Below are 23,882 nucleotides of genomic sequence, written 5' to 3'. Positions count from 1 at the left end.
CGGTGGCCTGCTCACGACCGCCTGAATGCCTTCATCCACTCGCACAGATCCCATGAACCCAACCGCTGGCAATACCGTCTCCCCGCAGCCCTTGGTGGGCGCGGTGCTGCTTGCCGCCGGTGCCGGTTCGCGCATGGGTCACCGGCCAAAGTGCCTGCTTGAACTCGACGGCACCCCGCTGATCCGTCGCCTGATCAGCGCGCTTCTGGACGCCGACGTGCATGAGCTGGTGGTGGTGCTCGGCCACCATGCCGAACGCATTGCGCCGGTGATCGGCGCACTGCCCGTCACCGTGGTGCGCAACCCCGATCCCCAGACCAGTCAGAACACCTCGCTGCATGTCGGCCTGCGTGCGCTCTCGCACCAGCCCGACGCCGTGCTCGTCGCCCTGGCCGACCAGCCTTTGATCCGCACACAGGACATCAGCGAGCTGATCAGCGCGTACCACAAGCGGCCGGCCCACACGCAGGTGTTGCAGCCTCAGGTCAACGGCTTGCCCGGCAACCCAGTGGTGTTCAGCGCAGCGGTGCGCGAGCAGATCCTGTCAGGCGACACCGACGCCGGCTGCCGCCAGTGGCAGGCTGCCCATCCGGAAGCGGTCTGCCGCTGGGCAACGACCAACCAGCACTACCGAACCGATATGGACACGCTGGACGACATTGAAGCGCTGGCCGCAGGCACCGTGCACCGCCTGTGCTGGCCCGCTGACCTCGCGGTCAAATCATGAGCGCCGCGCCGGGCCGCTCCCAAGCAAGCTCGCACCGCAGCTCGAAGGGCGAAGGTACTCCAGTGAGCGCCTGACAGCGCACCCTCCCATGCACCAGGCGTCGGGCGCGTGGAAACCCAACCTCAGTCGAACTTCCAGTCAGCGCCCACCACCTGGCCCACACGCAGGATCAGACCATCGCCTTCCAGCACGATGGCGTTCATGCCGAAGGTGATGGCGCCGTTCAGGCGCTGGTCTTGCCGGTAGGTCTGCAAGGTGTCACCCACCGCCGGGCTGGACTCGGCCGTGGCCGGGTCGATGTTGGGAATGGGGCAGCGTGCGCACGGCTTGACCGTCTCGATGCGGGCCACGCCGCCTTCGGTGACGATCTGCATCGGGCCCAGCCGGTCTTCGTCATGGGCCTCCAGGCCACCCAGCACGATGTTGGGGCGAAAGCGGGTCATTTCCACAGGCAGGTGACCCGCCTTTGCCAACCGTTCATTCAGGTCGGCCAGTGAAGCCGTGCTGGTCACCAGCATGGCGAACCCGTCGGCAAACTGGGTGGTGGCTTCGCGTCCGCCGGTCCACTTCAGGCTGCTCAGGCGGCGCACCTCGGGGTCGAAACGCACCAGTCGCAGGCGCTTGAGGTTGGCGGGGGCGTCAGGCCCCAGAAAGTCGCTGAACCATTGGGCGGCCAGATCACCCATGTCGTAGGCGGGCACTTCATCGTCCCAGACCCGCACCTTGACGGGCCATTCGGCGGCATCAAGCGCCAGGTGCAGCGCCAGCATGCCCGGCGCGCGCAGCACCAGTTGCCCCATCTTGAAGGCGGGCGTGATCAGGGCCATGCGCGGCAGTTCGCGCTGGGTCACGAATTCGCCTTCGTCGTCCACCACCATCCAGGCGCGGTCCCAGGCCAGCCCGGTCTCGGTCAACTCTGCTTCGGTCATGGCCATGGCGCCACAGGACTTGACCGGGTAGATCCAGAGCTGTTCGATGGTGGCCTGGATCTCGGATGGGGGAACGGCACTGGCAGAAGTCATGACAACAGCGGTGGGTGGGCCAAAAAGCAGAGTGAATCGCAGATTGTGCCCTGCTCCTAAAATGCCCCTCATGTCATCCCCCTCTACCCGCCCTGCCTCCCAGCGCCGTTTTGACGTGACCATTCGGGGGGGCGGTGTGGTGGGTCAGACACTGGCCCTGTTGCTGGCGCGCGACCGCCTGAAGGTGGCGCTCGTGGAGCCCGCTGTGCCACAAGGCCAGGCACCGCGAACCGATGTGAGGGCCTACGCCCTCAACGCCGCGTCGCGCGAACTGCTTCGGTCTGTGCGCGCTTGGCCGGAAGCTGGAGCGGCCGAGAACGGATCGCCCACCACCGTCACCCCGGTGAGCGGCATGCACGTCTGGGGCGACCAGGGTGGCGCGGTGCATTTCGAGGCGCACGATCAAGCCCTGGACGCGCTCACCTGGATCGTGGATGTACCGGCGCTGGAGCGGCGGCTGGCCGATGCGGTCAGCTTCCAGGCCAGCATCGAACGCTTCCATGAAGCGCCGCCCGCCGCACTGACCGTGGTCTGCGAAGGCAAACGCAGCCAGACACGGGAAGAGGTCGGGCTGGATTTCCACGTTCGCCCTTACCCCCACAAAGCGGTAGCAGCCCGTCTGCGCTGTGAACGTCCCCACGGTGGTGTGGCACGCCAGTGGTTTCAGGACGGCGAGATCATGGCCCTGCTGCCGCTCGAAGGCGCCCAGGGGAACTCCGTGGCGCTGGTGTGGTCTGTTCCAACGCAGCAGGCGGATGCCTGGCTGGCCGAAGCCGGTCAGCACCTGGCCCAGGCCGTGCAGTCGCGCTGCGGCGAGGTGCTGGGTGAAATGTCGCTGGAAAGCCCGCCGCAGGCATGGCCGCTGGAACTCTCGAAAGCGCAGCGCTGGATCGCCCGCACGGCACAAGGCAGCGTGGCACTGGCGGGTGACGCCGCACACGCCATGCACCCCCTGGCCGGTCAGGGGCTCAACGTGGGCCTGGCCGATGCGGCAGAGCTGGCCCGGGTGCTGCACGGCCGCGAGTACTGGCGTGACCTGGGCGACCTGAAGCTGCTGCGGCGCTACGAGCGCGCCCGGGCCGCCGACGTGGGTGCGATGAGCTGGGTGACAGACGGCCTGTTCAGCCTGTTTGCCCACCAGGACAGTCGCATTCAGGCGCTGCGCAACTGGGGCATGAAGGGATTCGAGCGCAGCGGTGCGCTCAAGCACTGGATGGTCCGCCAGGCCGCCGGGCTGTGAGACACAACCTCTATCTGTTCTTTTCTGGCTTTTTCTGGAACCCGGCAACGGGCACACACATGACTCCCTTCAAGACCCTCCTGGTGACCCTGCTGGCGGCGTTTTCCCTCGGCGCGCTGGCGCAGGAAGCGACCATTCGCAAGAACCTCGCCGAACGCCTGCCCAACCTGCCCAAGATCGACGAGATCAGCAAGACGCCGATGAACGGTCTGTATGAGGTGCGGGTCAATGAGAGCGACATCTTCTACACCGATGCCCAGGGCAACTTTCTCATCCAGGGCTCGCTCATCGATACGCAGGCGCGGGTCGACCTCACCGCCCAGCGCTTGGACCGCCTGACCTCCATCGCCTTCAAGGACCTGCCTCTGAAGGACGCTTTCACCATCGTGCGCGGCAAAGGCACGCGTCAGATGGCGGTGTTCGAAGACCCCAACTGCAGTTTCTGCAAGCGCTTCGAACGCGATCTGCTCACCATCGACGACGTGACCGTGCACGTGTTCCTCTACCCCATCCTGGGCCCCGACTCGGCCGACAAGTCGCGCAACATCTGGTGCGCCAAGGACAAGGGCAAGGTCTTTCTGGACTGGATGGTGCGCAACGTGACGCCTGCCCCGGCCAAATGCGACGTCGCCGCGCTGGAGCGCAATGTCGAATTCGGACGCAAGTACCGCATCACCGGCACGCCGGCCAGCTTCTTTGTGGACGGGCGCCGCGTGCCCGGCGCAGTGGGAGCCGACCAGATCGAACAGGCGCTGGCCACCGCCAAGCCCTGAGTCCGGTCTTCTACCTAACGCCCGCTGACTGCGCCCGCCGACCGTCGCGTCGCCGAGCTGGGCGCACGCGCACTCTGAACCTCATGTCATGACCCTGTCCAAACGCGCCTCCGCCGCCTCAGCCCGCAAAAACAGGCGCGCGTCAGCGGCGCCGGCGCTGAGCTACCGAATCTCTGTGCTCAACGCCCATGCGCACCTGTTCGCCATCACCCTGACCATCGATCAGCCCGCGGCGCGCCAGCGGGTGGGTCTGCCGGTGTGGATCCCGGGCAGCTATCTGGTGCGCGAGTTTTCTCAGCATCTGCAGCACCTGCAGGCGATCCAGGGCGCAGAGCCCGTGCCATTACGTCAGATCGACAAGCACCAGTGGGAGATCACTGCGGCGCCCGGTCAGCCGCTGGAACTCCACTACGAGGTCTACGCCTTCGACGCCTCGGTGCGCACCGCCTACCTGGATGCCCACCGTGGTTTCTTCAACGCCACCAGTCTGTGCCTGCGTGTGGCTGACCAAGAAGACCAGCCCCACGCGCTGGTGGTAGAGCCCGGTGAGTTCACCACCGGGTGGCAGGTCGCCACCGGCTTGCCAGCAAAGGATGTGGACGCGGCCGGTTTTGGCCGGTACGAGGCGGCGCACTACGACGAACTGGCCGATTGCCCCTTTGAAATGGGCCATTTCTGGAGCGGCGAGTTCGTCGCCCGCGGTGTGCCTCACCGTTTTGTGGTGAGTGGCGCAGGCGCATGGGTGGACTTTGATCGGCTGCTGGCCGACACGCAGCGCATCTGTGAAACCCAGATCGGTTTCTGGCACGGCGACCAGTCTCCCCCCTTTCAGAACTATTTGTTCATGCTGTACGCCAGCGCCGACGGCTACGGTGGGCTGGAGCACCGCAATTCCACCGCCTTGATCTGTGAGCGCAGCGATCTGCCCAGGCTTGCGGATTCGTCATCCACGCCCGCGCCGGCGTTGAAGGCCACCGACGGCTACACCACCCTGCTCGGTCTGATCAGCCACGAGTACTTTCACACCTGGAACGTGAAGCGGCTGCGCCCGGCCGAGTTCAAACGCTACGACTACACCGGCGAGAACTACACCGAACTGCTGTGGTTCTTTGAAGGGTTCACCAGCTACTACGACGACCTGATGCTGCGCCGCGCCGGCCTGATCGATGACGCGGCCTATCTGAACCTGATCGCCAAGACCATCAACCAGGTGCACCAGACCCCTGGTCGCCAGGTGCAGAGCGTGGCGCAGGCCAGTTTCGACGCCTGGGTGAAGTACTACCGCATGGGCGAGAACACGCCCAACGCCACGGTCAGCTACTACACCAAGGGCTCGCTGGTGGCGCTGTGCCTGGACCTCACCCTGCGCAGCGAAGGGCACAGCCACCTCGACGCCGTGATGCGCGAACTCTGGCAGCGCAGCGAAGGCGGCCCGATCCGAGAGGCCGACATTGCCCGTGCGCTCAAGCGCCTGGGCAAACGCAGCTATGAGCGGGAACTGCGCGACTGGGTGCACGGCACTGCCGACCTGCCGGTGGTGGCTCTGCTGGAGGCCCATGGCGCCAAGGCCAAGGAGGAAAAGGCGCCCCTGGCGCAGAAGCTGGGTCTGCGTGTCACCGAAAAAGACGGCATTGCCCTGAAGACGGTGCTGCGCGGCGGGGCCGCCGAGGCAGCCGGCATGGCAGCGGGCGACGAATGGCTGGGCGTGGAATTCGCACCCGCCAAGCGCGGTCAGGCCGCCGAGGCCTGGCGGGTGCACAAGCTGGACGAGGTGGCCGGCCTCAGAGGGCGGCGAGAGCAGCTCACGGCCGTGATCGCTCGCGACAAGCGACTGCTGCGCTGCAAGCTGACCTGGCCCGCCGAGTCGCACACGGTGCGCTTGCAGGTGGGTGAGGCGGCCAAGCTGAAGCCCTGGATGGCATGAAGTGAACACCCCCGCGCCGCTTCGCGTCACCCCCTCAAGGGAGCGATGCCAGTCGTCCGGCAAAGCCGGCCCGACGGCATCTCTGGATGAGGCCCTTCCCTCCGGAAAGGCTCGTGAACCCCGCCGAGCCTCAGAACTTCAGGCCCAGGCTGAGCGTATAGCCGTCGATCTTCACGCCGCTCTTGTCGAGATAGTTCATGTAGTCGAGGCTGAGGGTGAGCTTGTCGGTGGGCAGCAGGCGCACACCGGCACCGTAGGAAAAGCCGCTGTCGCTGCCTGTTCCCAGCCCTTCGAAGCGGACCCGTGTCTCGGCCACGCCAGCCCGTCCAAACAGCTCCACCAGGCCCAGGTTCAGGCGCGAGGCGAGGTAGACGCCCAGAAATTCGTCCACCTTCACGCGGGAGTCGATGCCCCCGCTGCCGCGCAGACGGTCGTCGCGCACGCCGGTCCCGATCATGCCCTCCACCCCCAGGCCAGCGAAGGGAGAAATGCCGAGCATGGCGCGCGCCATGGCGGGCTCCGATTTGACGGACACGCCCAGCACCGGCACCGACACACTGGCAGACAAGGCGGTATAGCCCAGTTCACCGTAAATGGATTGCGCCTGAGCGGCAGGCACTGCCATCAGCCCCGCGAGCCCGGTTGCATAGGCGAGATGACGCAGCTTGTTCATGAAGAAGTCCTTCCTGGAATGGATAAAACCTGCATTCTAGGAAAGAGGCCCATCAGGCGAGCCCCTTGAGGACTTTGAAACACCGGTCAACCGCGTGTCGGCGTGGCATGACACATGCCACCGCTGCCGCAGCCCACTCAAGCGGTGGGCAAATGGATCGCGATCTCCTGGTCGAACTGTTGCACCGTGGCCGAGTTCTTGAAATTGCGCAGGCCATCGCGGATGCGTGGCAAGGCAGCCTGCAGATCGGCGGCATTCTTGCAGGACTCCACGCGCATGGCCAGGGTCTCGCCCATGGGGCCGAGCTGGTCGTTGATGAAACGCACGACCCGCCGACGGGCATCCGGGAACGGCCATGCTGCGTCGACAAAGGGGGGCAGCGTGTCCACCGCCGCCTGCCCCCCGCCGGCCTCTGCACTGGCTGCCATCGGTGGTGATGTCGTGGGGCCGGTGCCGGCCTGGCCTTGCACCCAGCCCTGGGTGACCAGTTGATCCAGCAAAGGGCCCGCCGCGCCATCGGCACCCAGCATCTTGTCGAGCTCGGCCACGGTCCGCTTGCCGTCGGTCATGATCAGCAGCGAACGCAGCCGGGGCGTGAGACCTGGTGGACGGCTGGTCAGAGCCTCCCGCCCTTCATCCGTCTTGGAGAAGACCGCAGTTTTGTCCATCTGGAAACTTCCTTTGAGCAGGAATGTAGCGACAGCCCCCTGGAACGGCTAGGGGGTTTGACCCCAGGCGTGACAACTACGAGACGGACAAATTTCACGCCGAGGCCAAGAAGTTCCGATACACCCCGTTCCCGAGAGGCCTGAGCTACGCACGGTGGCCTAAGCGCGACCGCTGGTCCACCACCCGCTTGGCCTTGCCCTGACTGCGCTCCACCCCGCCTTCGGGCCTGAGCTCCACCTCCACACTGCTGCCCACGAACCCCTTCACTTCGTGCTGCAGCATCTTGGCAGCAGCGCGCGCTTCGATGCTGTCGGGCGCCAGGCCCGGCCGTGTCTCCACGATCACCGTCAGGTTGTCCATGGGCCCTTCGCGGGTCAGCAGGCACTGGTAATGGGCCGTGAGCTCGGGGCGCTTGAGGATGAGTTCTTCGATCTGGGTGGGAAACACGTTGACGCCGCGCACGATCATCATGTCGTCGCTGCGGCCGGTGATCTTCTCCATGCGGCGCATGGTGCGCGCGGTGCCAGGCAACAGGCGGGTGAGATCGCGCGTGCGGTAGCGGATGATGGGTAGCGCCTCCTTGGTCAGGCTGGTGAAGACCAGTTCGCCCATCTCGCCGTCGGCCACCGGTTCGCCCGTTTCGGGGTGGATGATCTCAGGATAGAAATGGTCCTCCCAGATGGTCGGTCCATCTTTGGTTTCCACACATTCGTTGGCCACGCCCGGCCCCATCACTTCAGACAGGCCATAGATGTCCACGGCATCGATGTTCATGCGCGTTTCAATCGCCACGCGCATGTCGTTGGTCCAGGGCTCGGCGCCGAAAATACCCAGGCGCAAACTGCTTTCGCGCGGGTCGATGCCCTGCCGCTCGAATTCGTCGGCAATCGCCAGCATGTAGCTGGGCGTGACCATGATGATGTCGGGCCGAAAATCCTGGATCAGTTGCACTTGGCGTTCGGTCTGCCCACCACCGAAAGGCACCACGGTGAGGCCCAGCTTCTCGGCGCCGTAGTGCGCGCCCAGACCACCGGTGAACAGGCCGTAGCCGTAGCTCACGTGCACCAGATCGCCGGGCCGGGCACCGCTGGCACGGATGCTGCGCGCCACCACGGTGGCCCAGGTGTCAATGTCCTTGAGGGTATAGCCCACCACCGTGGGTTTGCCGGTGGTGCCGCTGCTGGCGTGGATGCGCGCACATTTTTCACGCGGCACGGCAAACATGCCGAAGGGATAGCTGTCGCGCAAATCCTTCTTGGTGGTGAAGGGAAACTTCGCCAGATCGGCCAGGCTGCGGCAGTCGTCCGGATGCACGCCCGCCGCATCGAACTTGGCCCGGTAGACGGGTGAGTTGGCATAGGCATGGCGCAGCGTGGCCTGCAGGCGTTTGAGCTGCAGCGCGCGCAACTCGTCGACGCTGGCCTTTTCAATCGGTTCGAGCGGGAAGTGGTTCATGCGCCCACCTCTTCAGGGAATACGTGACCAGGTATTTGCGCGCTCTTGCCCCGGAACATGGCCACCACCTCGCCTTTCTGGTTCGTGACCTTCATGTCGTAAATGCCGTGCCGGCCCTGCAGGGTCTGCTCCAGGCCTTCGCAGGTGAGCACATCGCCTTGATGGCCGGGTTTGAGGAACTCGATGCTGCAGCCGGCCGCCACCGCGTTTTTGTTGTAGCTGTTGCAGGCGTAGGCGAAAGTGGTGTCGGCCAGGGTGAAGATGAAGCCACCGTGGCAGATCTGGTGGCCGTTGAGGTGCAGCGGCTGGACAGCCATGCGCATCACGGCACGCCCGGGCGCCACACTCACCAGCTCAATGCCCATGGTCTCGCGTGCCGCCACGTCTGCCGAGAACATCGTCTCACCCACCCGGGTGGCGCGGTCTTGAGGTGTCACCGTCATTCCCCTTTGAACCGCGCCGGGCGTTTTTCGCGAAACGCCATCACGCCTTCGATGTAGTCGTGGGTCTTGCCCAGTGCCGACTGCGTGTCTCGTTCCATATCCAGCTGTTCACTGAAGCTGCGCGTGCCCGCCTCGCGCAACAGTGCCCGGGTGGCCACCAGGGCCTTGGTCGGCATGGCAGCGAGCTTGTCTGCCAAGGTGAGGGCCGCGGCCACCGGGTCGTCAGCCACGTCCCAGATCATGCCCCAGTCCTTGGCCTGCTGAGCAGGCAGCTTGTCACCCGTCATGGCCAGCGCCATCGCCCGCGCCAAGCCCAGACGCTCAACCAGCAACCAGCTGCCACCGGCGTCCGGGATCAGGCCGATCTTGCTGAATGCCTGGATGAAACTCGCGCCGGGTGCGGCAATCGCCATGTCACAACACATCGCCAGCGAAGCGCCCGCCCCCGCCGCCACGCCATTGACGGCGGCGATGCTGGGCATGCGCAGGTTCTGAAACCGTCTGGCCGTCGGGTTGAAGGCCTGCTCGATGACCGGGCCGGGGTCGGCGCGCTGCACCAGGTCGGGTCCGGGCTCAAAGTCGAATTCGGCCAGATCGGCACCCGCGCAGAACCCACGGCCCGCACCCGTGATGACCAAGGCCCGGATCGCGGGATTGCCTTCGGCGCGGTCGAGTGCGGCCCAGAGTTCGCGATGCATGGCGCGCGTGAAACTGTTGAGGGCATCGGGTCGGTTGAGCGTGACCAGGGCCACCGCGCCACGCTCCTCATACAGGATGGAACTCGCCGGTGGCGTTGCCGTTGACGGGGCATTCATGTGATGTTGTCTCCTCGGATGCAGGTGCTTGGCACCCTGTCGGTTGATGCTTGAAGCCAATTTACCATTAACCGACCCAACGGTCGGCTAATGTTTTCCCTTGGTGGAGGCCGCTATAGTCGACCTTGACATTGACGTACACGTCAATTCACCCCACCACCCTACTCCAGCAGAGGAAAGCCATGAGCGAGACAGCCACCCCCGAACTCATCACCGTGCGCACCGAAGGGCGCGTGGGCATCGTCACCCTGAACCGCCCCAAGCAGCTCAATGCCCTGAACAACCAGCTCATGGACGAGCTGGGCGCGGCCCTCAAGGCCTTCGACGCCGACGAAACCATCGGCTGCATGATCGTCACCGGCAGCGAAAAAGCCTTTGCGGCCGGCGCCGACATCGGCGCCATGGCCACCTACAGCTTCGCCGACGTCTACAAGGGCGACTACATCACCCGCAACTGGGAAACCATCCGCAGCGTGCGCAAGCCGGTGATTGCTGCGGTCAGCGGTTTCGCCCTGGGCGGCGGCTGCGAACTCGCCATGATGTGCGACTTCATCATCGCCGCCGACAACGCCAAGTTCGGCCAGCCCGAAATCAAGCTCGGCATCATCCCCGGCGCGGGCGGCACCCAGCGCCTGCCTCGCGCCGTGGGCAAGGCCAAAGCCATGGACATGGCCCTGACCGGCCGCATGATGGACGCCACCGAGGCCGAGCGCGCGGGCCTGGTCAGCCGCGTGGTGCCGCTGGACAAGCTGATGGACGAAGCCCTGGGCGCCGCCCTGCAGATCTGCGAGTTCTCGCTGCCGTCGGTGATGGCTGCCAAGGAATGTGTCAACCGTGCCTTTGAAGGTGGCCTGTCGGATGGCGTGATGTTCGAACGCCGCCTGTTCCATGCGATGTTCGCCACCGAGGATCAAAAAGAAGGCATGGATGCGTTCGTGAACAAGCGCAAGGCGGTGTTCAAGCACAGCTGAACCTGTTACCCCCATACCCCGCCGCTGCCCGGTAGCCCGCGTCACTGGCGGTGTGAAGAGGTTCAAAAATCTGGCTATAATTCCGGGCTTCGGCGATATAGCTCAGTTGGTTAGAGCGCAGCATTCATAATGCTGATGTCGGTGGTTCAAGTCCACCTATCGCCACCAAATTTCAGAAGCGGACTCCGGCGACGGGTCCGCTTTTTTGCATTCATGGCCCTCAAATCCACCATCTTCAAGGCACACCTGCAGGTGGCCGACATCGACCACGGCTACTACGCCGACCACGCGCTCACCCTGGCCCGCCACCCCAGCGAGACCGACGAGCGCATGATGGTTCGGCTGGTGGCACTGGCCATTCACGCGCACGAACTGCAGGACACCTGCGGTGGCGACGGCACGCTGGCTTTTGGCGCCGGCCTGTCAGACCCGGAGGATCCGGACGTGTCGCTCACCGACTTCACCGGTCGCAAGCGCATCTGGATCGAAGTGGGCCAACCCGAAGACAAGCCGCTGTTGAAGGCCTGCAGCAAGGCCGACGCGGTGTTCGTCTACGCCTTCGGCTCGGCGGCTGATGTGTGGTGGCGCGGCATTGAAAACAAGCTGACGCGGCTGGACAAGCTGCAGGTGTGGCGACTGCCCACCGAGGTGGCACCTGCGCTGGCCGCGATGGCTGAACGCAGCATGCAGTTGCAGGCCACGGTGCAGGAAGGGGTGCTCACGCTGTCCAGCACGCAGGGCAGCGTGCCCATCGAGCCGCTTCGCTGGAAATAAGGCTTTCGCAAAGCACCTACGCCAGCGGGATCGCCCATGCACTGTCCGGTTTGCGAACACACGCAGTGCCAAGCATTTCAGACCGTGGGAGATCGCAGCTACTGGCGCTGCTCCAATTGTCTGGCTACCTTTCTGCATCCCGAGCAGCGCCCAGGGCCGGACGCCGAACTCGCCGAATACCGGCTCCACCAGAACGCAGAAGACGACGCGCAGTACCGCCAGTTCCTGAAAAAGCTGAGCGACCCCTTGCTGCAGCGCTTGCCACCCTCCAGTCAGGGCCTGGACTATGGCTGTGGCCCGGGACCGGTACTGGCCGCCCTGCTGCGTGAAGGCGGGCACGCGGTCGCGCTGTACGACCCGTTCTTTCATCCAGACCGCTCGGTACTGTCTGTCACCTACGGCTTCATCACCTGCACCGAAGTGATCGAGCACTTCCATCAACCTGCCGTTGAATTCCGCCGGTTTGACTCACTGCTGTCGCCAAGCGGCTGGCTGGCGCTGATGACGAATTTCCAGACCGACGACAACCGGTTTGCCGGCTGGCACTACCGCCGTGACCCCACCCACGTGGTGTTCTACCGCGAGGCCACGCTGCAATGGCTGGCGCAACACCACGGCTGGACGTGCGAAATCCCCTGCCCCAACGTGGCCCTGATGCAAAAGCCGGCCAGCGGGCCGTGAACGTGGTGCGTCACCCCGCGTGCTTGCCTGGCTGCCAACCGCGACGTGTGGCGCCTCATTCTGCGCAAATGCGCGCGGCCTGACGAGCCTTGGGGCGACGGCCGTCGTGCGACAATCCACGCCTGTTCGCCACCGGCGTTCCGCCTTTTCCACAGCCTCTGGACACATACCATGAACCGCTGCCTCGCTGCTCTCTCCGTCACCTCATTTCGCGCACACGCGCTGGCTGCCACGCTGGCGCTGATTGCTTCGCCGTGGGCCGTTGCCCAAACCCAGCCCGTGCGCAACTTCCCAGACAGCGCACTGCGCGCCAAGATGGTGGTGGTGCAGCCACCCGAGATCACGCTCAATGGCGAACCGGCCCGCCTCTCACCAGGTTCGCGCATCCGCAACCAGAACAACACGCTGGTGCTGTCTGGTGCCCTGGTCGGCCAGGAGGTGCTGGTGAACTATGTGCGTGACGGCCAGGGCCTGATCCACGAAGTCTGGGTGCTCAACCCTGCGGAAGCGGCCGAAAAGCGCGCGGGTGCGGCCGCCGAGCGCAATTTCCGTTTCTCGTCAGAGTCGGCGCCCAACCCGAACGCCCCCGCCAGGTCCAACTGAGGCCTGTCGCCAGCATTGCGCTCGCGCTGCGAAACGCGTGCGCCCCGACCCTTCCGCGCGAAGGGGTCCAATCAGGCCCTGTTCAGGGCCAAAGCGTGATACCCGGATTCCCCCATGAGCAAAAAAGTCTTCATCAAAACCTTTGGCTGCCAGATGAACGAGTACGACTCGGACAAAATGGCCGATGTGCTGGGCGCCGCCCAGGGCTACGAACCCACGCAGGACGTGGAAGAGGCCGACCTGATCCTGTTCAACACCTGCTCGGTGCGAGAGAAGGCTCAGGAGAAGGTATTTTCTGATCTGGGCCGCATCAAGCACCTGAAGGAAAAAGGCGTGCTCATTGGCGTGGGTGGCTGCGTGGCCAGCCAAGAAGGCGCCGAGATCATCAAGCGTGCGCCGTATGTGGACGTGGTGTTCGGCCCGCAGACGCTGCACCGCCTGCCCGAGATGCTGAACCAGCGTGCGCGCCTGTCAACGCCGCAGGTCGACATCAGCTTCCCTGAGATTGAAAAGTTCGACCACCTGCCGCCCGCCAAGGTGGACGGCGCATCGGCCTTCGTCTCCATCATGGAAGGCTGTTCCAAATACTGCAGCTACTGCGTGGTGCCCTACACGCGCGGCGAAGAGGTGAGCCGCCCGTTTGACGACGTGCTGGTGGAAATCGCCGGCCTGGCCGACCAGGGTGTGAAGGAAGTGAACCTGCTGGGCCAGAACGTCAACGCCTACCGTGGCCCCATGGGTGACACGGGTGAGATCGCCGACTTTGCCCTGCTGCTGGAATACGTGGCTGAGATCCCGGGCATCGAGCGCATCCGCTACACCACCAGCCACCCCAACGAGTTCACGCCCCGATTGATCGAGGCCTACGCGAAGATCCCGAAGCTGGTGAACCACCTGCATCTGCCGGTGCAGCACGGCAGCGACCGCATCCTCATGGCCATGAAACGCGGCTACACCGCCATGGAATTCAAGAGCACGGTGCGCAAGCTGCGCGCCATCCGGCCCAACCTGTCCATGAGCAGCGACTTCATCGTGGGCTTCCCCGGCGAGACCGACGAAGATTTCGACAAGATGATGAAGCTCATCACCGACGTGGGCTTCGACGCCAGCTTCAGCTTCATCTTCAGCCCGCGGCCCGGCACACCTGCTGCCAACCTGCCCGACGACACGCCGCACGCGGTCAAGCTCAAGCGGCTGCAACACCTGCAGGCCACCATAGAAGAGAACGTGAAGCGCATCAGCGCCAGCCGCGAAGGCACGGTACAGCGCATCCTGGTGGAAGGGCCATCGCGCCGGCCGGGCAAGGATGAGGACGGGAATCCCAGGGCAGAACTCATGGGCCGCACCGAATGCAACCGCATCGTCAATTTCGACGGCGGACCGAACGCCGCGCGTCTGGTGGGCCAGCTCATCGACGTGCTGATCACCGAAGCCCGGCCCCATTCGCTGCGTGGCGAGGTGCGGGTACGCGAGACCCACTGACATTCAGATGTTGTGAGAGCGCCTCGCTTCTCCTTTCCACAGCTGCTGCTGGTTGCCTTCGTGCTCATCGGCGCGTTACTGGGTGCTGCGGCCGTGCGTGCCCTGTTCACGCTCGACACCCTCATGGCACAAAGCCGCGAAAGCGCCGCCCAAGCGATTGCCCTGACCACCGCCGCACAGTCGCTGAGCGAACGCAGCCTGAACATGGAACGCGCTGCGCGCCAGTCGCTGGTGTTGCGTGACAACCAGCTGCGGCTGCGATTTGAGGAAACAGCGGCCAATGCCGCCGACATCCTCGCCAGCCTTGAGAGCAACGAGCTTCCTCCTGAACAGGCCAGCGCCTGGCGCAACCAGCTGGCATCAATCGCCGGTCTGCTCGAAGGCACGCCCGAGACGGCTCTGGACCGCGAACGCGATGTGACGCTGGCGTTCCGCGACCTGGACGTGCACAGCGGCGCCATTGCACAAACCGTTCAGAACATCATCGGCAACCGCAACGATGCCTTGCAGGCCCGTTTTGCGTCCAGCCGCCAGCAACTCACCCGCCAGGTCCTGGGATCGATCGGGGTGGCGGTCGTGATGGCGCTGGGGTTCGGCATCTGGCTGGCTCGCCCTTTCAAGCGGCTGGAAAAGGCGATCAAGGGCCTGGGCGAAAACCGGCTGGACGTGCCGATCGACATCGCAGGTCCTTCAGACGTGCGGCGTGTGAGCCAGCAACTGGAATGGCTGCGACTGCGGTTGACCGAGCTCGACGCCGACAAGGCGCGCTTTCTGCGCCACATCTCGCACGAGCTCAAGACGCCGCTGGCCTCGCTGCACGAAGGGGTGGCGGTGCTTGGCGACGGCGTGGCCGGGCCGCTCAACCCCAGTCAGGCCGAGGTGGTGAACATCCTGCAGCACAACACCCAGATGCTGCAGGGCCAGATCGAAGCCTTGCTGCGGTTCAACGCGGCCGCGTTTGAGGCACGGCAACTGCGACGGGAAAGAACCGACTTGCGCGAGCTGCTGGAAGAACAGGTCGATGTGCAGCGCCTGCACTGGCAGTCCCACGCCCTGACCGTGCGCATCGAGGGCCCTTCCCTGGTGCTGCAGGTGGACCGCGAAAAAATGGCTTCGGCAGTGGGCAACCTGCTGTCCAATGCCATCCGCCATTCCCCCCGCGGCGGCCATATCCGCCTCACGCTCTCGGATCAAGCCGGGCTGGCCTGCATCGACATCGTGGATCAAGGTCCCGGCGTGGCAGAGGCTGATCGTGACCGCATTTTCGAACCCTTTTTCCGCGGAGAACGCCAGCCTGAAGATGCCGTTCGTGGCACGGGTATCGGTCTGTCCATCGTGCACGAGTACATTGTGGCCCACGGCGGTCGGGTCTTTCTGCTGCCAGACAGTGCCAGCGCCCACTTTCGCATCGAGTTGCCCCATGTTCAATGACTTCTGTCGGGTCACGACCGCCCTTCGGTCGCAAGCCCGCTTGACGCGCCCCGCCGCACTGTTGCTGGCCTCGGCGATGAGCCTGGGCCTGGCGGCCTGTGCCAGCTCCAAAGCGCCAGACTCGGTGACTGCTCCACCGGCCTCCACGGTTCCTGCGCCCGTGATGGAGCCCCCACCGATTGCCGCCCCATCGCCTCCGGTCACCAGCCCGACGCCTGCAGAGCCCGCACCCGTGCCGACCCCGGCGATCACGGGAACCCAACTGCTTGCACTCGGGGATTTGATTTCCCTGTTGGAGCATGCCGAACGACTGCGCAGTTTCACGCCGGCGGAACTGCAAAATCACATTTCAACGATGGGTGACCCGGGCAGCAACCCGGTGCGGCAAATGCAATTGGCCCTGGCCTTGTCCTTCACCCATCAACCGCCTGACACGGCTCGTTCATTGGGCCTGCTGCAAAGGGTCATCAACCACACCTCGCCAGAAAGCGCCACGCTCAAGCCGCTGGCGCGCCTGCTGGCTGCCAATCTGATGAACCAGCGCCGGCTGGAAGACACCGTGGACAGACAGTCACAACAATTGCGCGACAGTGGGCGCCGCATTGAACAACTCAATGAGCGACTGGAAGCCATGCGCGCGATCGAACGCAGCCTGATTCCGCGCCCACCACCGCCAGGCAGCAACGGCAACCGTCCTTCCCCTCAATGAGTGCCACCTTTGAACCCCACGCAGCTCCACCAAGCAAACCGCGCGCCCGTATTCTGGTGGTGGACGACGACGCCGACATGCTGCGCCTGCTGGCCATGCGACTGGGGGCGGCGGGCTACCAGGTCACGTCGGTGGGATCGGCCGAAGCGGCATTGAGCCAGCTCGACATTGAACGGCCCCAACTGGTGCTTTCCGATGTGCGGCTTCCAGGCAAGGATGGTCTGGCCCTGTTCGACGAAATCCGCTCGCGCCACCCTTCATTGCCGGTGATCCTGCTCACCGCCCACGGGACCATTCCCGACGCGGTCGAGGCCACCGCGCGGGGGGTGTACACCTACCTCACAAAACCCTACGACGCCAAGGAACTGCTGGAAAAAATCGCACAGGCCCTGGCGCTGGGTGCGCCCACCAGCCCCAGCTCGCAAGCCGATGAAGAGTGGCGGGCGGACGTGATCAGCCGCTCCAACCGAATGGCCGACCTGCTGGCTGAGGCCCGCATGATCGCGCAGTCGGACGCCAGCGTGCTGCTGCGTGGCGACAGCGGCACCGGCAAGGAAATGCTGGCGCGCGCCATCCACCGCGCCAGTCCTCGCGCCAAGAAGCCCTTCATTGCGGTGAACTGCGGCGCCATTCCCGAAGCCTTGCTCGAATCCGAACTCTTCGGTCACGTCAAAGGCGCCTTCACCGACGCGGTGACCAACCACAAGGGCCTGTTCCAGACCGCCGATGGCGGCACACTGCTGCTGGACGAGATCGGTGACATGCCGCCCGCGCTGCAGGTGAAACTGCTGCGCGTGCTGCAGGAACGCGCCATCCGGCCGCTGGGCTCCAGCCAGTCGATTCCGGTGGACGTGCGCATCATCTCGGCGACCCACCGAAACCTGGAAGAAGCCATGGCCGAGGGCCAGTTCCGCGAAGACCTTTACTACCGGCTCAACGTGGTCACGCTCACCTTGCCCACCCTGGCCGAACGCCGCGAAGACATCGCCCTGCTGGCCAACCACTTCCTGGCCAAGCTGGCCAGGAAGTACGGCAAGCGCAGTTCCGGCTTTGCACCCGAGGCACTGAAGGCGCTGACCATGGCTTCATGGCCAGGCAACGTGCGCCAGCTCTACAACGTGGTCGAGCAGGCGTGTGCGCTGACCACCACACCGCTGGTGTCGCTGGCGCTGGTGCAGCGCGCGCTGCGCACCCCGTCGACCGAGGTGCTCAGCTTCACTGACGCCCGCCAGCGTTTCGAACGCGACTACCTGGTTGGCCTGCTCAAGATGACCGACGGCAACGTGGCAGACGCCGCGCGCCTGGCGCAGCGCAACCGTACCGAGTTCTACCGGTTGCTGCAAAAGCACGAACTCACCCCTGGCCTGTTCAAAAGCGACGGATCGGGCGTTGCCACAGGACCCCACGACGATCCTGTCGCTGATGAGTGACAGCGCCAAGTCCTTGTTTTTAAAAGCCTTCCCCCTCGAACCCAGGTGAATTGTCGCCGTTTGGCGACAAAAACAGGGGCATTGAAGCGCCTAATCAGGCCTGGCCTCGGGAAAACCCGCGAACCGCGTGTACAAGCCTTTGATTTCAAAGCCTTTTCAGCGCTTGGCACGGGCCTTGCCCTCTACAGGGCATGGCAACATTTTTTCCCCTGTTTTTTCCCCCTGGACGCTTGCGCGGCTGGGTGCTGCTGGGCGGGCTCGCGGCCACGCTGGTCGGGGCGTCGGCCCATGCGCAGGCCTTTGATTTCGATGAACTGACCCGGCTGGCCCAGACCCGCGCTGGCGAGCCCTTTCGCGCAAACAGCGACAAGCTCCCCCCCGCACTTGCCAACATCACTTACGACCAGCTGCGCGACATCCGCTTCAAAACCGACCGCTCCGTCTGGCGCGCTGAAAAGCTGCCCTTTGAAGCCCAGTTCTTCCATCTGGGCCTGTACCAGACCGAGCCGGTCCGCATCCACGAGATCACCCCGAACGGCACCGTGCGCCACCTGCCTTACAGCGGCGCCGATTTCGACTACGGCAAGAACACCTTTGACCCGAAGCCCTGGGGCGATCTGGGCCACGCGGGCTTCCGGCTGCACTACCCGCTCAACAACAATGCCTACAAAGACGAACTGATCGTCTTTCAGGGCGCCAGCTACTTCCGCGCCCTGGGTGCGGGCCAGCAGTACGGCCTGTCGGCCCGCGGCCTGGCCATCGACACCGTGGGCGGCACCGGCGAGGAGTTTCCGCGGTTCACCGAATTCTGGATCCAGCGCCCCGCTGTCAACGCCAGCGAAGTGACCGTGCTGGCCCTGCTGGAATCGCCGCGCGCCACCGGCGCTTACCGGTTCGTGGTGCGCCCGGGCCAGCAGACGACCACCACGGTGAACGCCCGCGTGTTCCTGCGCAAGGGCGCCAACGCAGTCAACACGCTGGGCATCGCGCCGCTGACCAGCATGTTCCTCTCGGGCGAGAACCAGCCCATGGCGGGCGATTTCCGTCCTGAAGTGCACGACTCCGACGGCCTGATGATGGTCACCGGCCAGGGTGAGTGGCTATGGCGCCCACTGCAGCGCCCCCAAGCGCCGGTGGTGAGCTCTTTCAGCATGACCGATCCGCGCGGTTTCGGCCTGATGCAGCGCGACCGCCGTTTTGCCAGCTACGAGGACGTGGAAGCGCACTACGAGCGCCGCCCCAGCGCCTGGATCAAGCCCCTGGGGCAGTGGGGTGCCGGCCGAGTGGAGCTGGTGCAGTTGCCCACGCCGGACGAAACCCACGACAACATCGTCGCGTACTGGGTGCCGGCGAGGTTGCCCGCGCCCGGCCAACCGCTGGAGCTGAGCTATGAACTGGCCTGGCAAGGCGAAGCGCAACAACGCCCACCATCGTCCTGGGTCACCCAAACGCGCCGGGGCTATGGCTACACCAAGCTCACACCCGAAGAACAGAAGGCCCAGCCCCAGTACGTGCTCGATTTCGCCGGACCCGCGCTGGATGCCCTACCAGCCGACGCCGAGGTGCGTGCGATGGTCAGCGCCGATGCCAACGGCCGCCTGCTCGAAACCCTCGCCTACCCCAACCCCGCCACGCGCTCATGGCGCGTGAGCCTGCGTGTGCAACGCATCGACCCCACCAAGCCGGTCGAACTGCGCGCCTTCCTCCAACACCAGAACGACACAGTGAGCGAAACATGGACACATCTGCTGCTACCCGAATGAGCGCCGCGCCGGGCCGCCCCCAAGCAAGCTCGCACCAGAACGCGTCACATGGAGGCACATCAATGAATGCCGAACCCATCTCGATCCTCCCGGCGCGCAGCCTGCTGCGCGAAGACCGCCACCCCAACGCATTCACCGCACCGCCGCTGAATCGCGGCTCCATGGTGCCCCGACCCTGGCGTGGCTTCTGGAACAGCGTCGGCACCTCCCTGCTCAGCACGGCCAGCCGACTGCTCCCGCCCCGCACACCAGCGGTGCCAGACACCACCGTTCCAGAAAGCTGGGAGCGCGCCGCCAACCGTCGCCGCGGTGTGTTCGCGCTGCTCACGCTGCTCACCACCGCCTTCGCCACGGTCTTGTTCGCACAATCCCAACCCGTGCACGACAACGCCTGGCTGCAATACGGTCAACTGGCGTTGTTCGCGGTGCTCTCGGCCTGGGTGGTCACCGGCTTCGTCACCGCCGTCATGGGTTTCTGGGTCACGCTGCGCGGCGACGCGCACACGCTCACTGCGGCGTCGGTGCGCGACCACGCCATGAACCCCGATGCCCGCACCGCGATCATCATGCCCATCTGCAACGAAGATGTGGCCACGGTGTTTGCCGGCCTGCGCGCCACCTGTGAGTCGCTCGCGGCCACAGGGCACAACAAGCAGTTTGATGTGTTTGTGCTGTCGGACAGCTACGATCCCGCCATCGCTGCCGCCGAGCGCGCCGCCTGGGAACGCCTGCGTGGCGACCTGGCAGCACAAACCGATCTGCCGCCCATCGAGGTCTACTACCGCCTGCGCACGCGCCGCACCCACCGCAAGGCCGGTAACGTGGCCGATTTCTGCCGCCGCTGGGGCAAGGACTACCGCTACATGGTGGTGCTCGATGCCGACAGTGTCATGAGCGGAAGTTGCCTGGTCTCGATGGTCAAGCTGATGGAAGCCAACCCCAAGGCCGGCATCGTGCAGACGGCCACGCAGGCCATTGGCCACGCCACTCTGCACGCCCGCGCGCAGCAGTTCGCCTCCCGCGTCACCGGTCGCCTCTTCACGCTGGGCATGCAGTTCTGGCAACTCGGAGAGTCGCACTACTGGGGCCACAACGCCATCATCCGCGTCGAACCCTTCATGAAGCACTGTGCCCTCGCGCCCATCAAGGGCACGGGTGGCATGTCGGGCGGCATCATGTCGCACGATTTCGTTGAGGCCGCGCTGATGCGCCGCGCCGGTTACCACGTGTGGCTGGTGTCCGACCTCACCGGCAGCTACGAGCAGCAGCCGCCTGATCTGCTGAGCGAACTGCAGCGTGACCGCCGCTGGTGCCAGGGCAACCTGCAGAACTCGCGCCTGATGGCCGAACCCGGTATCCATCGCGTGCACCGCGCCATGTTCGTCATTGGCGCCATGTCCTACCTGTCCGCTCCCATCTGGCTGGCCTTCATGACATTCGGCACAGCCCTCTGGGTGAGCAACACCAGCGTGGTGCCGCAGTGGAGCGCCATCCCCGCCGAGATTCGTACGCTGTGGGTCTGGACACTGTGCATGCTGTTCATGCCTCGCGTGCTGGGTTTGCTGGCGGTGTTCCTCAAAGGCGGCCAGAAGGCGTTTGGCGGCACGGGCGCCCTGCTGGGCAGCGCTGCCATGGAAACCGTGCTGGCCATGCTGCAGGCCCCTGTGCGCATGCTCGCTCATTCGCTCTTCGTGCTCACGGCCATCACCGGCATCAAGCTCGACTGGAAATCGCCACCCCGCGAAGCCTCCGGCATTTCATGGGGAACCGCCGTCACCCGCCTCGCGCCCATGACCTTGATCGTCGTTCTGTTGGGCGTTGGTGTGGCCCTGCTCAACGTCTACGCCTTGCTGTGGCTGGTGCCCATCGCGCTGCCGCTGTTGCTGGCGGTGCCGATCACGGTGATGACCAGCCATGTGACGCTGGGAGAGCGCATGCGTTCGCTGGGCGTGCTGCTGATTCCTGAAGAGTCGTGGTCCCCCGCCGTGCTGCGCCGGGCCTGGCGCCATGCCGCTCGGTTGGCCATGCCCCAGGTCGCCTGAACGCTGAGCACTGCGACCTGAGCGAGATACCGACCCGCTGAGGCAGCGGGCGGCTTCAGAGATTGGGCGTTTTTCGGAGGAACGAAAGACGCTCAGCCTCTCAGATAGCGTTCGTCCGACCAGGTGGCCAGGTATTTCGGCGCAAACGCTACGCCAATGGCAGCGAACATGCCCGTGAGAAAAGCGTCGCCCCAGGCCATCAGCCAGCGGGCCACCAGCGCCTGTTCCAGGGCCACGCCGTCCACCTGATGGTGGGTCCACTCAAACAGCGCACCGGCCAGAAACACCACCAGCGCGGTGCCCAGAAAGCCGCGGCCCAAGGTATAGACAAAAATATTCGAAGGCAACCAGCGCCGGATCAAAGCGCCCAGGCCCAGGGCCAGCGTGGCAGGCAACAGCCCCACCCACACCCATTGCGTCAATGCAGCGTACCCGTCCGACGGACCCAGCCCCCACACCACAAGCGCGACCACGGCCAGCACGGGCACAGCCAGTGGCCAGCCCAGGGCCAGCACCAGCAAGCAGGCGCCAGAGAACTGGACCGGCAAGCCATTCGGCAGGAACTGCGGCAGCAGCCACAACATGGGCAGCAGCACCACGGCCGCCAGGGCGGGTGTCAGCAGCGGGCCCTGCAACATGCGCCAGGGCCGCAATGCCAGCGCAGTGGCCATGCACAGCAGGCCAATGGCAATTTCGAGGATCATCAGCATGGTGGGCCCATTTTCGCCACCCTCAGTAGATCCGGCCTGCGAAAGATCAAGCCATGATCCTGGGAACTGACGCTTCCAGGCGGATCACCCCATGCCGGGCAGCTTGGGCATGCCTTTCATGCCCCCCATGCGCTTGATCATCTTCATCATGCCACCGCCCTTCATCTTCCTCATCATGCCCTGCATCTGCTCGAACTCCTTGAGCAGGCGGTTGACTTCCTGAACGTGCACGCCGGCGCCGGCAGCGATGCGGCGCTTGCGTGTGGCTTTGATGATGTCCGGGCGGGTGCGCTCCTTGAGCGTCATGCTGCAGATGATGCCTTCCTTGCGCTTGATGTCTTTCTCGGCGCGGTTCATGTCGACCTCGCTGGCCTTGGCCGCCATGGCGCCTGGCAGCTTGTCCATCAGGCTGGAGAGGCCCCCCATCTGTTTCATCTGGCGGATCTGATCCAGAAAGTCGTTCAGGTCGAAGCCCTCACCGCTCTTGACCTTGGCGGCCAGCTTCTGCGCGGCAGCCATGTCCACGCCGGCCGTGACCTGTTCGACCAGGGCCACGATGTCGCCCATGCCCAGGATGCGCCCCGCATGGCGTTCGGCATCAAACACCTCCAGTCCGTCGATCTTTTCGGAGATACCGGCAAACTTGATCGGCGCACCCGTGATGGCCCTCACCGACAAGGCGGCACCACCTCGCGAGTCGCCGTCGGTCTTGGTCAGGATGATGCCGGTGAGAGGCAGGGCTTCCTTGAACGCCTTCGCGGTGTTGATCGCATCCTGACCCTGCATGGCGTCGACCACAAACAAGGTCTCCACCGGATCCAGCGCGGCGTGCAGCTCCTTGATCTCGCGCATCAGCGCCTCGTCGATCGCAAGGCGACCGGCGGTGTCAACCAGCAGCACATCAAAATAGTGCTTGCGGGCGTAGTCGATGGCTGCGCGGGCAATGTCCACCGGCTTCTGATCCGCGGTGCTGGGGAACCATTCCGCCCCCGCCTGCGCGCTCACCATTTTGAGCTGTTCGATGGCCGCCGGACGGTAGACGTCGCCCGAGACGGTGAGCACCTTTTTCTTGCGCTTCTCGATCAGGTGTTTGGCCAGCTTGGCGGTGGTGGTCGTCTTGCCCGCGCCCTGCAGGCCCGCCATCAGGATCACCGCCGGTGGTTGCGCGGCCAGATTGATGTCTGCCACGCCAGCGCCCATGAGAGCCGCCAACTCGCGGTTGACGATGCCCACCATGGCCTGCCCAGGCGTCAGCGAACCCACCACCTCCTGTCCCAAGGCCTTCTCCTTGACCTTGGCAATGAAGTCGCGCACCACGGGCAGTGCCACATCGGCTTCCAGCAGTGCCATGCGCACCTCGCGCATCATGTCGGTGACATTGCTTTCGGTGATGCGGGCCTGGCCGCGCATTTCCTTGACGATGCGTGAGAGACGTTCGGAGAGGGCTGATGCCATGGTGCACTCGGGTGAGGGGGACAGACGCACCGCAAGAGCGGCTGGAAATGGGGCAGATTGACCAGTATTTCTCACAAACAGGTGTACCGG

Annotated in this window: 22 protein-coding genes and 1 tRNA gene; 15 read left to right on the top strand and 8 right to left on the bottom strand. The window is 64.9% G+C overall.

Translation table 11 applies throughout. The annotated features are described in order from the left end of the window. Positions 1-52 precede the first annotated feature (52 nt). Positions 53-727 carry a nucleotidyltransferase family protein gene (locus J2W49_RS10990; RefSeq protein ID WP_310315597.1) on the top strand — a complete coding sequence of 225 codons (675 nt, stop codon included), beginning with the start codon at positions 53-55 and terminating at the stop codon, positions 725-727. A gap of 122 nt (positions 728-849) precedes the next feature. On the opposite strand, the gene J2W49_RS10985 is transcribed toward J2W49_RS10990, so the two are convergent. Continuing rightward, positions 850-1,749, bottom strand: a complete 900-nt coding sequence (locus J2W49_RS10985; protein ID WP_310315594.1) for an MOSC domain-containing protein — start codon at positions 1,747-1,749, stop codon at positions 850-852. 61 nt (positions 1,750-1,810) lie between these two features. On the opposite strand from J2W49_RS10985, the gene J2W49_RS10980 reads away from it, so the two are divergent. From J2W49_RS10980 to J2W49_RS10970, 3 genes are all read left to right on the top strand, one after another. Next, a complete protein-coding gene (locus J2W49_RS10980) occupies positions 1,811-2,989 on the top strand; it encodes an FAD-dependent monooxygenase (RefSeq protein ID WP_405001010.1) in 1,179 nt (392 codons plus the stop codon). Positions 2,990-3,048: 59 nt separating this feature from the next. After that, on the top strand, positions 3,049-3,762 hold the full coding sequence (locus J2W49_RS10975; RefSeq protein WP_310315589.1) for a DsbC family protein: 714 nt from the start codon (positions 3,049-3,051) through the stop codon (positions 3,760-3,762). Positions 3,763-3,850: 88 nt separating this feature from the next. Next, positions 3,851-5,686, top strand: coding sequence for a M61 family metallopeptidase (locus tag J2W49_RS10970; RefSeq protein ID WP_310315587.1), 1,836 nt, complete (start codon positions 3,851-3,853; stop codon positions 5,684-5,686). A 130-nt stretch (positions 5,687-5,816) separates the two neighbouring features. Here J2W49_RS10970 and J2W49_RS10965 read toward each other — a convergent pair whose 3' ends face one another. The 5 genes from J2W49_RS10965 to J2W49_RS10945 form a co-directional block, all read right to left on the bottom strand. Continuing rightward, the gene (locus J2W49_RS10965; RefSeq protein WP_310315585.1) at positions 5,817-6,359 is read right to left on the bottom strand and encodes an outer membrane beta-barrel protein; all 543 of its coding nucleotides are present in this window, start codon (positions 6,357-6,359) and stop codon (positions 5,817-5,819) included. 137 nt (positions 6,360-6,496) lie between these two features. Next, positions 6,497-7,027: a hypothetical protein gene (locus tag J2W49_RS10960; protein WP_310315583.1), complete on the bottom strand. Its 531-nt coding sequence runs from the start codon at positions 7,025-7,027 to the stop codon at positions 6,497-6,499. A 145-nt stretch (positions 7,028-7,172) separates the two neighbouring features. Next, positions 7,173-8,483, bottom strand: coding sequence for a phenylacetate--CoA ligase PaaK (paaK, locus tag J2W49_RS10955; protein ID WP_310315581.1), 1,311 nt, complete (start codon positions 8,481-8,483; stop codon positions 7,173-7,175). Continuing rightward, positions 8,480-8,926: a hydroxyphenylacetyl-CoA thioesterase PaaI gene (gene paaI / locus J2W49_RS10950; protein WP_310315579.1), complete on the bottom strand. Its 447-nt coding sequence runs from the start codon at positions 8,924-8,926 to the stop codon at positions 8,480-8,482. Before paaI ends, paaK begins: the two co-directional genes overlap by 4 nt. Next, on the bottom strand, positions 8,923-9,741 hold the full coding sequence (locus J2W49_RS10945) for an enoyl-CoA hydratase-related protein (RefSeq protein ID WP_310315577.1): 819 nt from the start codon (positions 9,739-9,741) through the stop codon (positions 8,923-8,925). Before J2W49_RS10945 ends, paaI begins: the two co-directional genes overlap by 4 nt. Before the next feature lie 182 nt (positions 9,742-9,923). Between J2W49_RS10945 and J2W49_RS10940 the strand changes: the two genes are divergently transcribed. The 11 genes from J2W49_RS10940 to mdoH all read left to right on the top strand — a co-directional run bounded on the left by J2W49_RS10940 (position 9,924) and on the right by mdoH (position 21,627). Then, complete coding sequence (locus tag J2W49_RS10940; RefSeq protein WP_310315576.1) at positions 9,924-10,712, top strand: enoyl-CoA hydratase; 789 nt, start codon at positions 9,924-9,926, stop codon at positions 10,710-10,712. Positions 10,713-10,803: 91 nt separating this feature from the next. Further along, positions 10,804-10,880 (top strand) — tRNA-Met (locus J2W49_RS10935). Positions 10,881-10,925: 45 nt separating this feature from the next. Next, the gene (locus tag J2W49_RS10930) at positions 10,926-11,486 is read left to right on the top strand and encodes a YaeQ family protein (RefSeq protein ID WP_310315574.1); all 561 of its coding nucleotides are present in this window, start codon (positions 10,926-10,928) and stop codon (positions 11,484-11,486) included. 84 nt (positions 11,487-11,570) lie between these two features. After that, positions 11,571-12,167, top strand: coding sequence for a class I SAM-dependent methyltransferase (locus J2W49_RS10925; protein WP_310315573.1), 597 nt, complete (start codon positions 11,571-11,573; stop codon positions 12,165-12,167). A 171-nt stretch (positions 12,168-12,338) separates the two neighbouring features. Then, positions 12,339-12,770 carry a hypothetical protein gene (locus J2W49_RS10920; protein ID WP_310315571.1) on the top strand — a complete coding sequence of 144 codons (432 nt, stop codon included), beginning with the start codon at positions 12,339-12,341 and terminating at the stop codon, positions 12,768-12,770. 114 nt (positions 12,771-12,884) lie between these two features. Beyond that, on the top strand, positions 12,885-14,252 hold the full coding sequence (gene miaB / locus J2W49_RS10915) for a tRNA (N6-isopentenyl adenosine(37)-C2)-methylthiotransferase MiaB (protein ID WP_310315569.1): 1,368 nt from the start codon (positions 12,885-12,887) through the stop codon (positions 14,250-14,252). A gap of 12 nt (positions 14,253-14,264) precedes the next feature. Further along, the gene (locus J2W49_RS10910) at positions 14,265-15,683 is read left to right on the top strand and encodes a sensor histidine kinase (protein WP_310315567.1); all 1,419 of its coding nucleotides are present in this window, start codon (positions 14,265-14,267) and stop codon (positions 15,681-15,683) included. After that, positions 15,673-16,392, top strand: a complete 720-nt coding sequence (locus J2W49_RS10905; RefSeq protein ID WP_310315565.1) for a hypothetical protein — start codon at positions 15,673-15,675, stop codon at positions 16,390-16,392. The genes J2W49_RS10910 and J2W49_RS10905 overlap by 11 nt, the downstream gene beginning before the upstream one ends. Further along, positions 16,389-17,822 carry a sigma 54-interacting transcriptional regulator gene (locus J2W49_RS10900; protein ID WP_310315563.1) on the top strand — a complete coding sequence of 478 codons (1,434 nt, stop codon included), beginning with the start codon at positions 16,389-16,391 and terminating at the stop codon, positions 17,820-17,822. Before J2W49_RS10905 ends, J2W49_RS10900 begins: the two co-directional genes overlap by 4 nt. A 191-nt stretch (positions 17,823-18,013) precedes the next feature. Beyond that, complete coding sequence (locus J2W49_RS10895; RefSeq protein WP_310315561.1) at positions 18,014-19,585, top strand: glucan biosynthesis protein G; 1,572 nt, start codon at positions 18,014-18,016, stop codon at positions 19,583-19,585. A gap of 62 nt (positions 19,586-19,647) precedes the next feature. Continuing rightward, on the top strand, positions 19,648-21,627 hold the full coding sequence (mdoH, locus tag J2W49_RS10890; protein WP_310315559.1) for a glucans biosynthesis glucosyltransferase MdoH: 1,980 nt from the start codon (positions 19,648-19,650) through the stop codon (positions 21,625-21,627). Positions 21,628-21,719: 92 nt separating this feature from the next. Here the strand turns inward: mdoH and J2W49_RS10885 are convergent, their stop codons facing one another. Then, entirely contained in the window at positions 21,720-22,331 is a 612-nt protein-coding gene (locus J2W49_RS10885) for a hypothetical protein (RefSeq protein WP_310316305.1), read from the bottom strand. 90 nt (positions 22,332-22,421) lie between these two features. Next, positions 22,422-23,792, bottom strand: coding sequence for a signal recognition particle protein (gene ffh, locus J2W49_RS10880; protein ID WP_310315557.1), 1,371 nt, complete (start codon positions 23,790-23,792; stop codon positions 22,422-22,424). Between the last annotated feature and the right edge of the window lie 90 nt (positions 23,793-23,882).

The organism is Hydrogenophaga palleronii (assembly GCF_031457455.1).
Taxonomy (GTDB): Bacteria; Pseudomonadota; Gammaproteobacteria; order Burkholderiales; family Burkholderiaceae_C; genus Hydrogenophaga; species Hydrogenophaga palleronii_A.
Note: the sequence above shows the minus strand (reverse complement) of the source record. Positions and strands in the feature narration are given on the sequence as shown.

Excerpts from the sequence above, each read along its gene's own strand:
- J2W49_RS10960 (WP_310315583.1), bottom strand. The coding sequence starts at position 7,027 with ATGGACAAAACTGCGGTCTTCTCCAAGACGGATGAAGGGCGGGAGGCT.
- paaI (WP_310315579.1), bottom strand. The coding sequence starts at position 8,926 with ATGACGGTGACACCTCAAGACCGCGCCACCCGGGTGGGTGAGACGATG.
- paaK (WP_310315581.1), bottom strand. The coding sequence starts at position 8,483 with ATGAACCACTTCCCGCTCGAACCGATTGAAAAGGCCAGCGTCGACGAG.
- J2W49_RS10920 (WP_310315571.1), top strand. The coding sequence starts at position 12,339 with ATGAACCGCTGCCTCGCTGCTCTCTCCGTCACCTCATTTCGCGCACAC.
- J2W49_RS10985 (WP_310315594.1), bottom strand. The coding sequence starts at position 1,749 with ATGACTTCTGCCAGTGCCGTTCCCCCATCCGAGATCCAGGCCACCATC.
- J2W49_RS10965 (WP_310315585.1), bottom strand. The coding sequence starts at position 6,359 with ATGAACAAGCTGCGTCATCTCGCCTATGCAACCGGGCTCGCGGGGCTG.
- J2W49_RS10975 (WP_310315589.1), top strand. The coding sequence starts at position 3,049 with ATGACTCCCTTCAAGACCCTCCTGGTGACCCTGCTGGCGGCGTTTTCC.
- mdoH (WP_310315559.1), top strand. The coding sequence starts at position 19,648 with ATGAATGCCGAACCCATCTCGATCCTCCCGGCGCGCAGCCTGCTGCGC.
- J2W49_RS10885 (WP_310316305.1), bottom strand. The coding sequence starts at position 22,331 with ATGATCCTCGAAATTGCCATTGGCCTGCTGTGCATGGCCACTGCGCTG.
- J2W49_RS10900 (WP_310315563.1), top strand. The coding sequence starts at position 16,389 with ATGAGTGCCACCTTTGAACCCCACGCAGCTCCACCAAGCAAACCGCGC.
- ffh (WP_310315557.1), bottom strand. The coding sequence starts at position 23,792 with ATGGCATCAGCCCTCTCCGAACGTCTCTCACGCATCGTCAAGGAAATG.
- J2W49_RS10970 (WP_310315587.1), top strand. The coding sequence starts at position 3,851 with ATGACCCTGTCCAAACGCGCCTCCGCCGCCTCAGCCCGCAAAAACAGG.
- J2W49_RS10990 (WP_310315597.1), top strand. The coding sequence starts at position 53 with ATGAACCCAACCGCTGGCAATACCGTCTCCCCGCAGCCCTTGGTGGGC.
- J2W49_RS10895 (WP_310315561.1), top strand. The coding sequence starts at position 18,014 with ATGGCAACATTTTTTCCCCTGTTTTTTCCCCCTGGACGCTTGCGCGGC.
- J2W49_RS10930 (WP_310315574.1), top strand. The coding sequence starts at position 10,926 with ATGGCCCTCAAATCCACCATCTTCAAGGCACACCTGCAGGTGGCCGAC.
- J2W49_RS10980 (WP_405001010.1), top strand. The coding sequence starts at position 1,811 with ATGCCCCTCATGTCATCCCCCTCTACCCGCCCTGCCTCCCAGCGCCGT.
- J2W49_RS10940 (WP_310315576.1), top strand. The coding sequence starts at position 9,924 with ATGAGCGAGACAGCCACCCCCGAACTCATCACCGTGCGCACCGAAGGG.
- miaB (WP_310315569.1), top strand. The coding sequence starts at position 12,885 with ATGAGCAAAAAAGTCTTCATCAAAACCTTTGGCTGCCAGATGAACGAG.
- J2W49_RS10905 (WP_310315565.1), top strand. The coding sequence starts at position 15,673 with ATGTTCAATGACTTCTGTCGGGTCACGACCGCCCTTCGGTCGCAAGCC.
- J2W49_RS10945 (WP_310315577.1), bottom strand. The coding sequence starts at position 9,741 with ATGAATGCCCCGTCAACGGCAACGCCACCGGCGAGTTCCATCCTGTAT.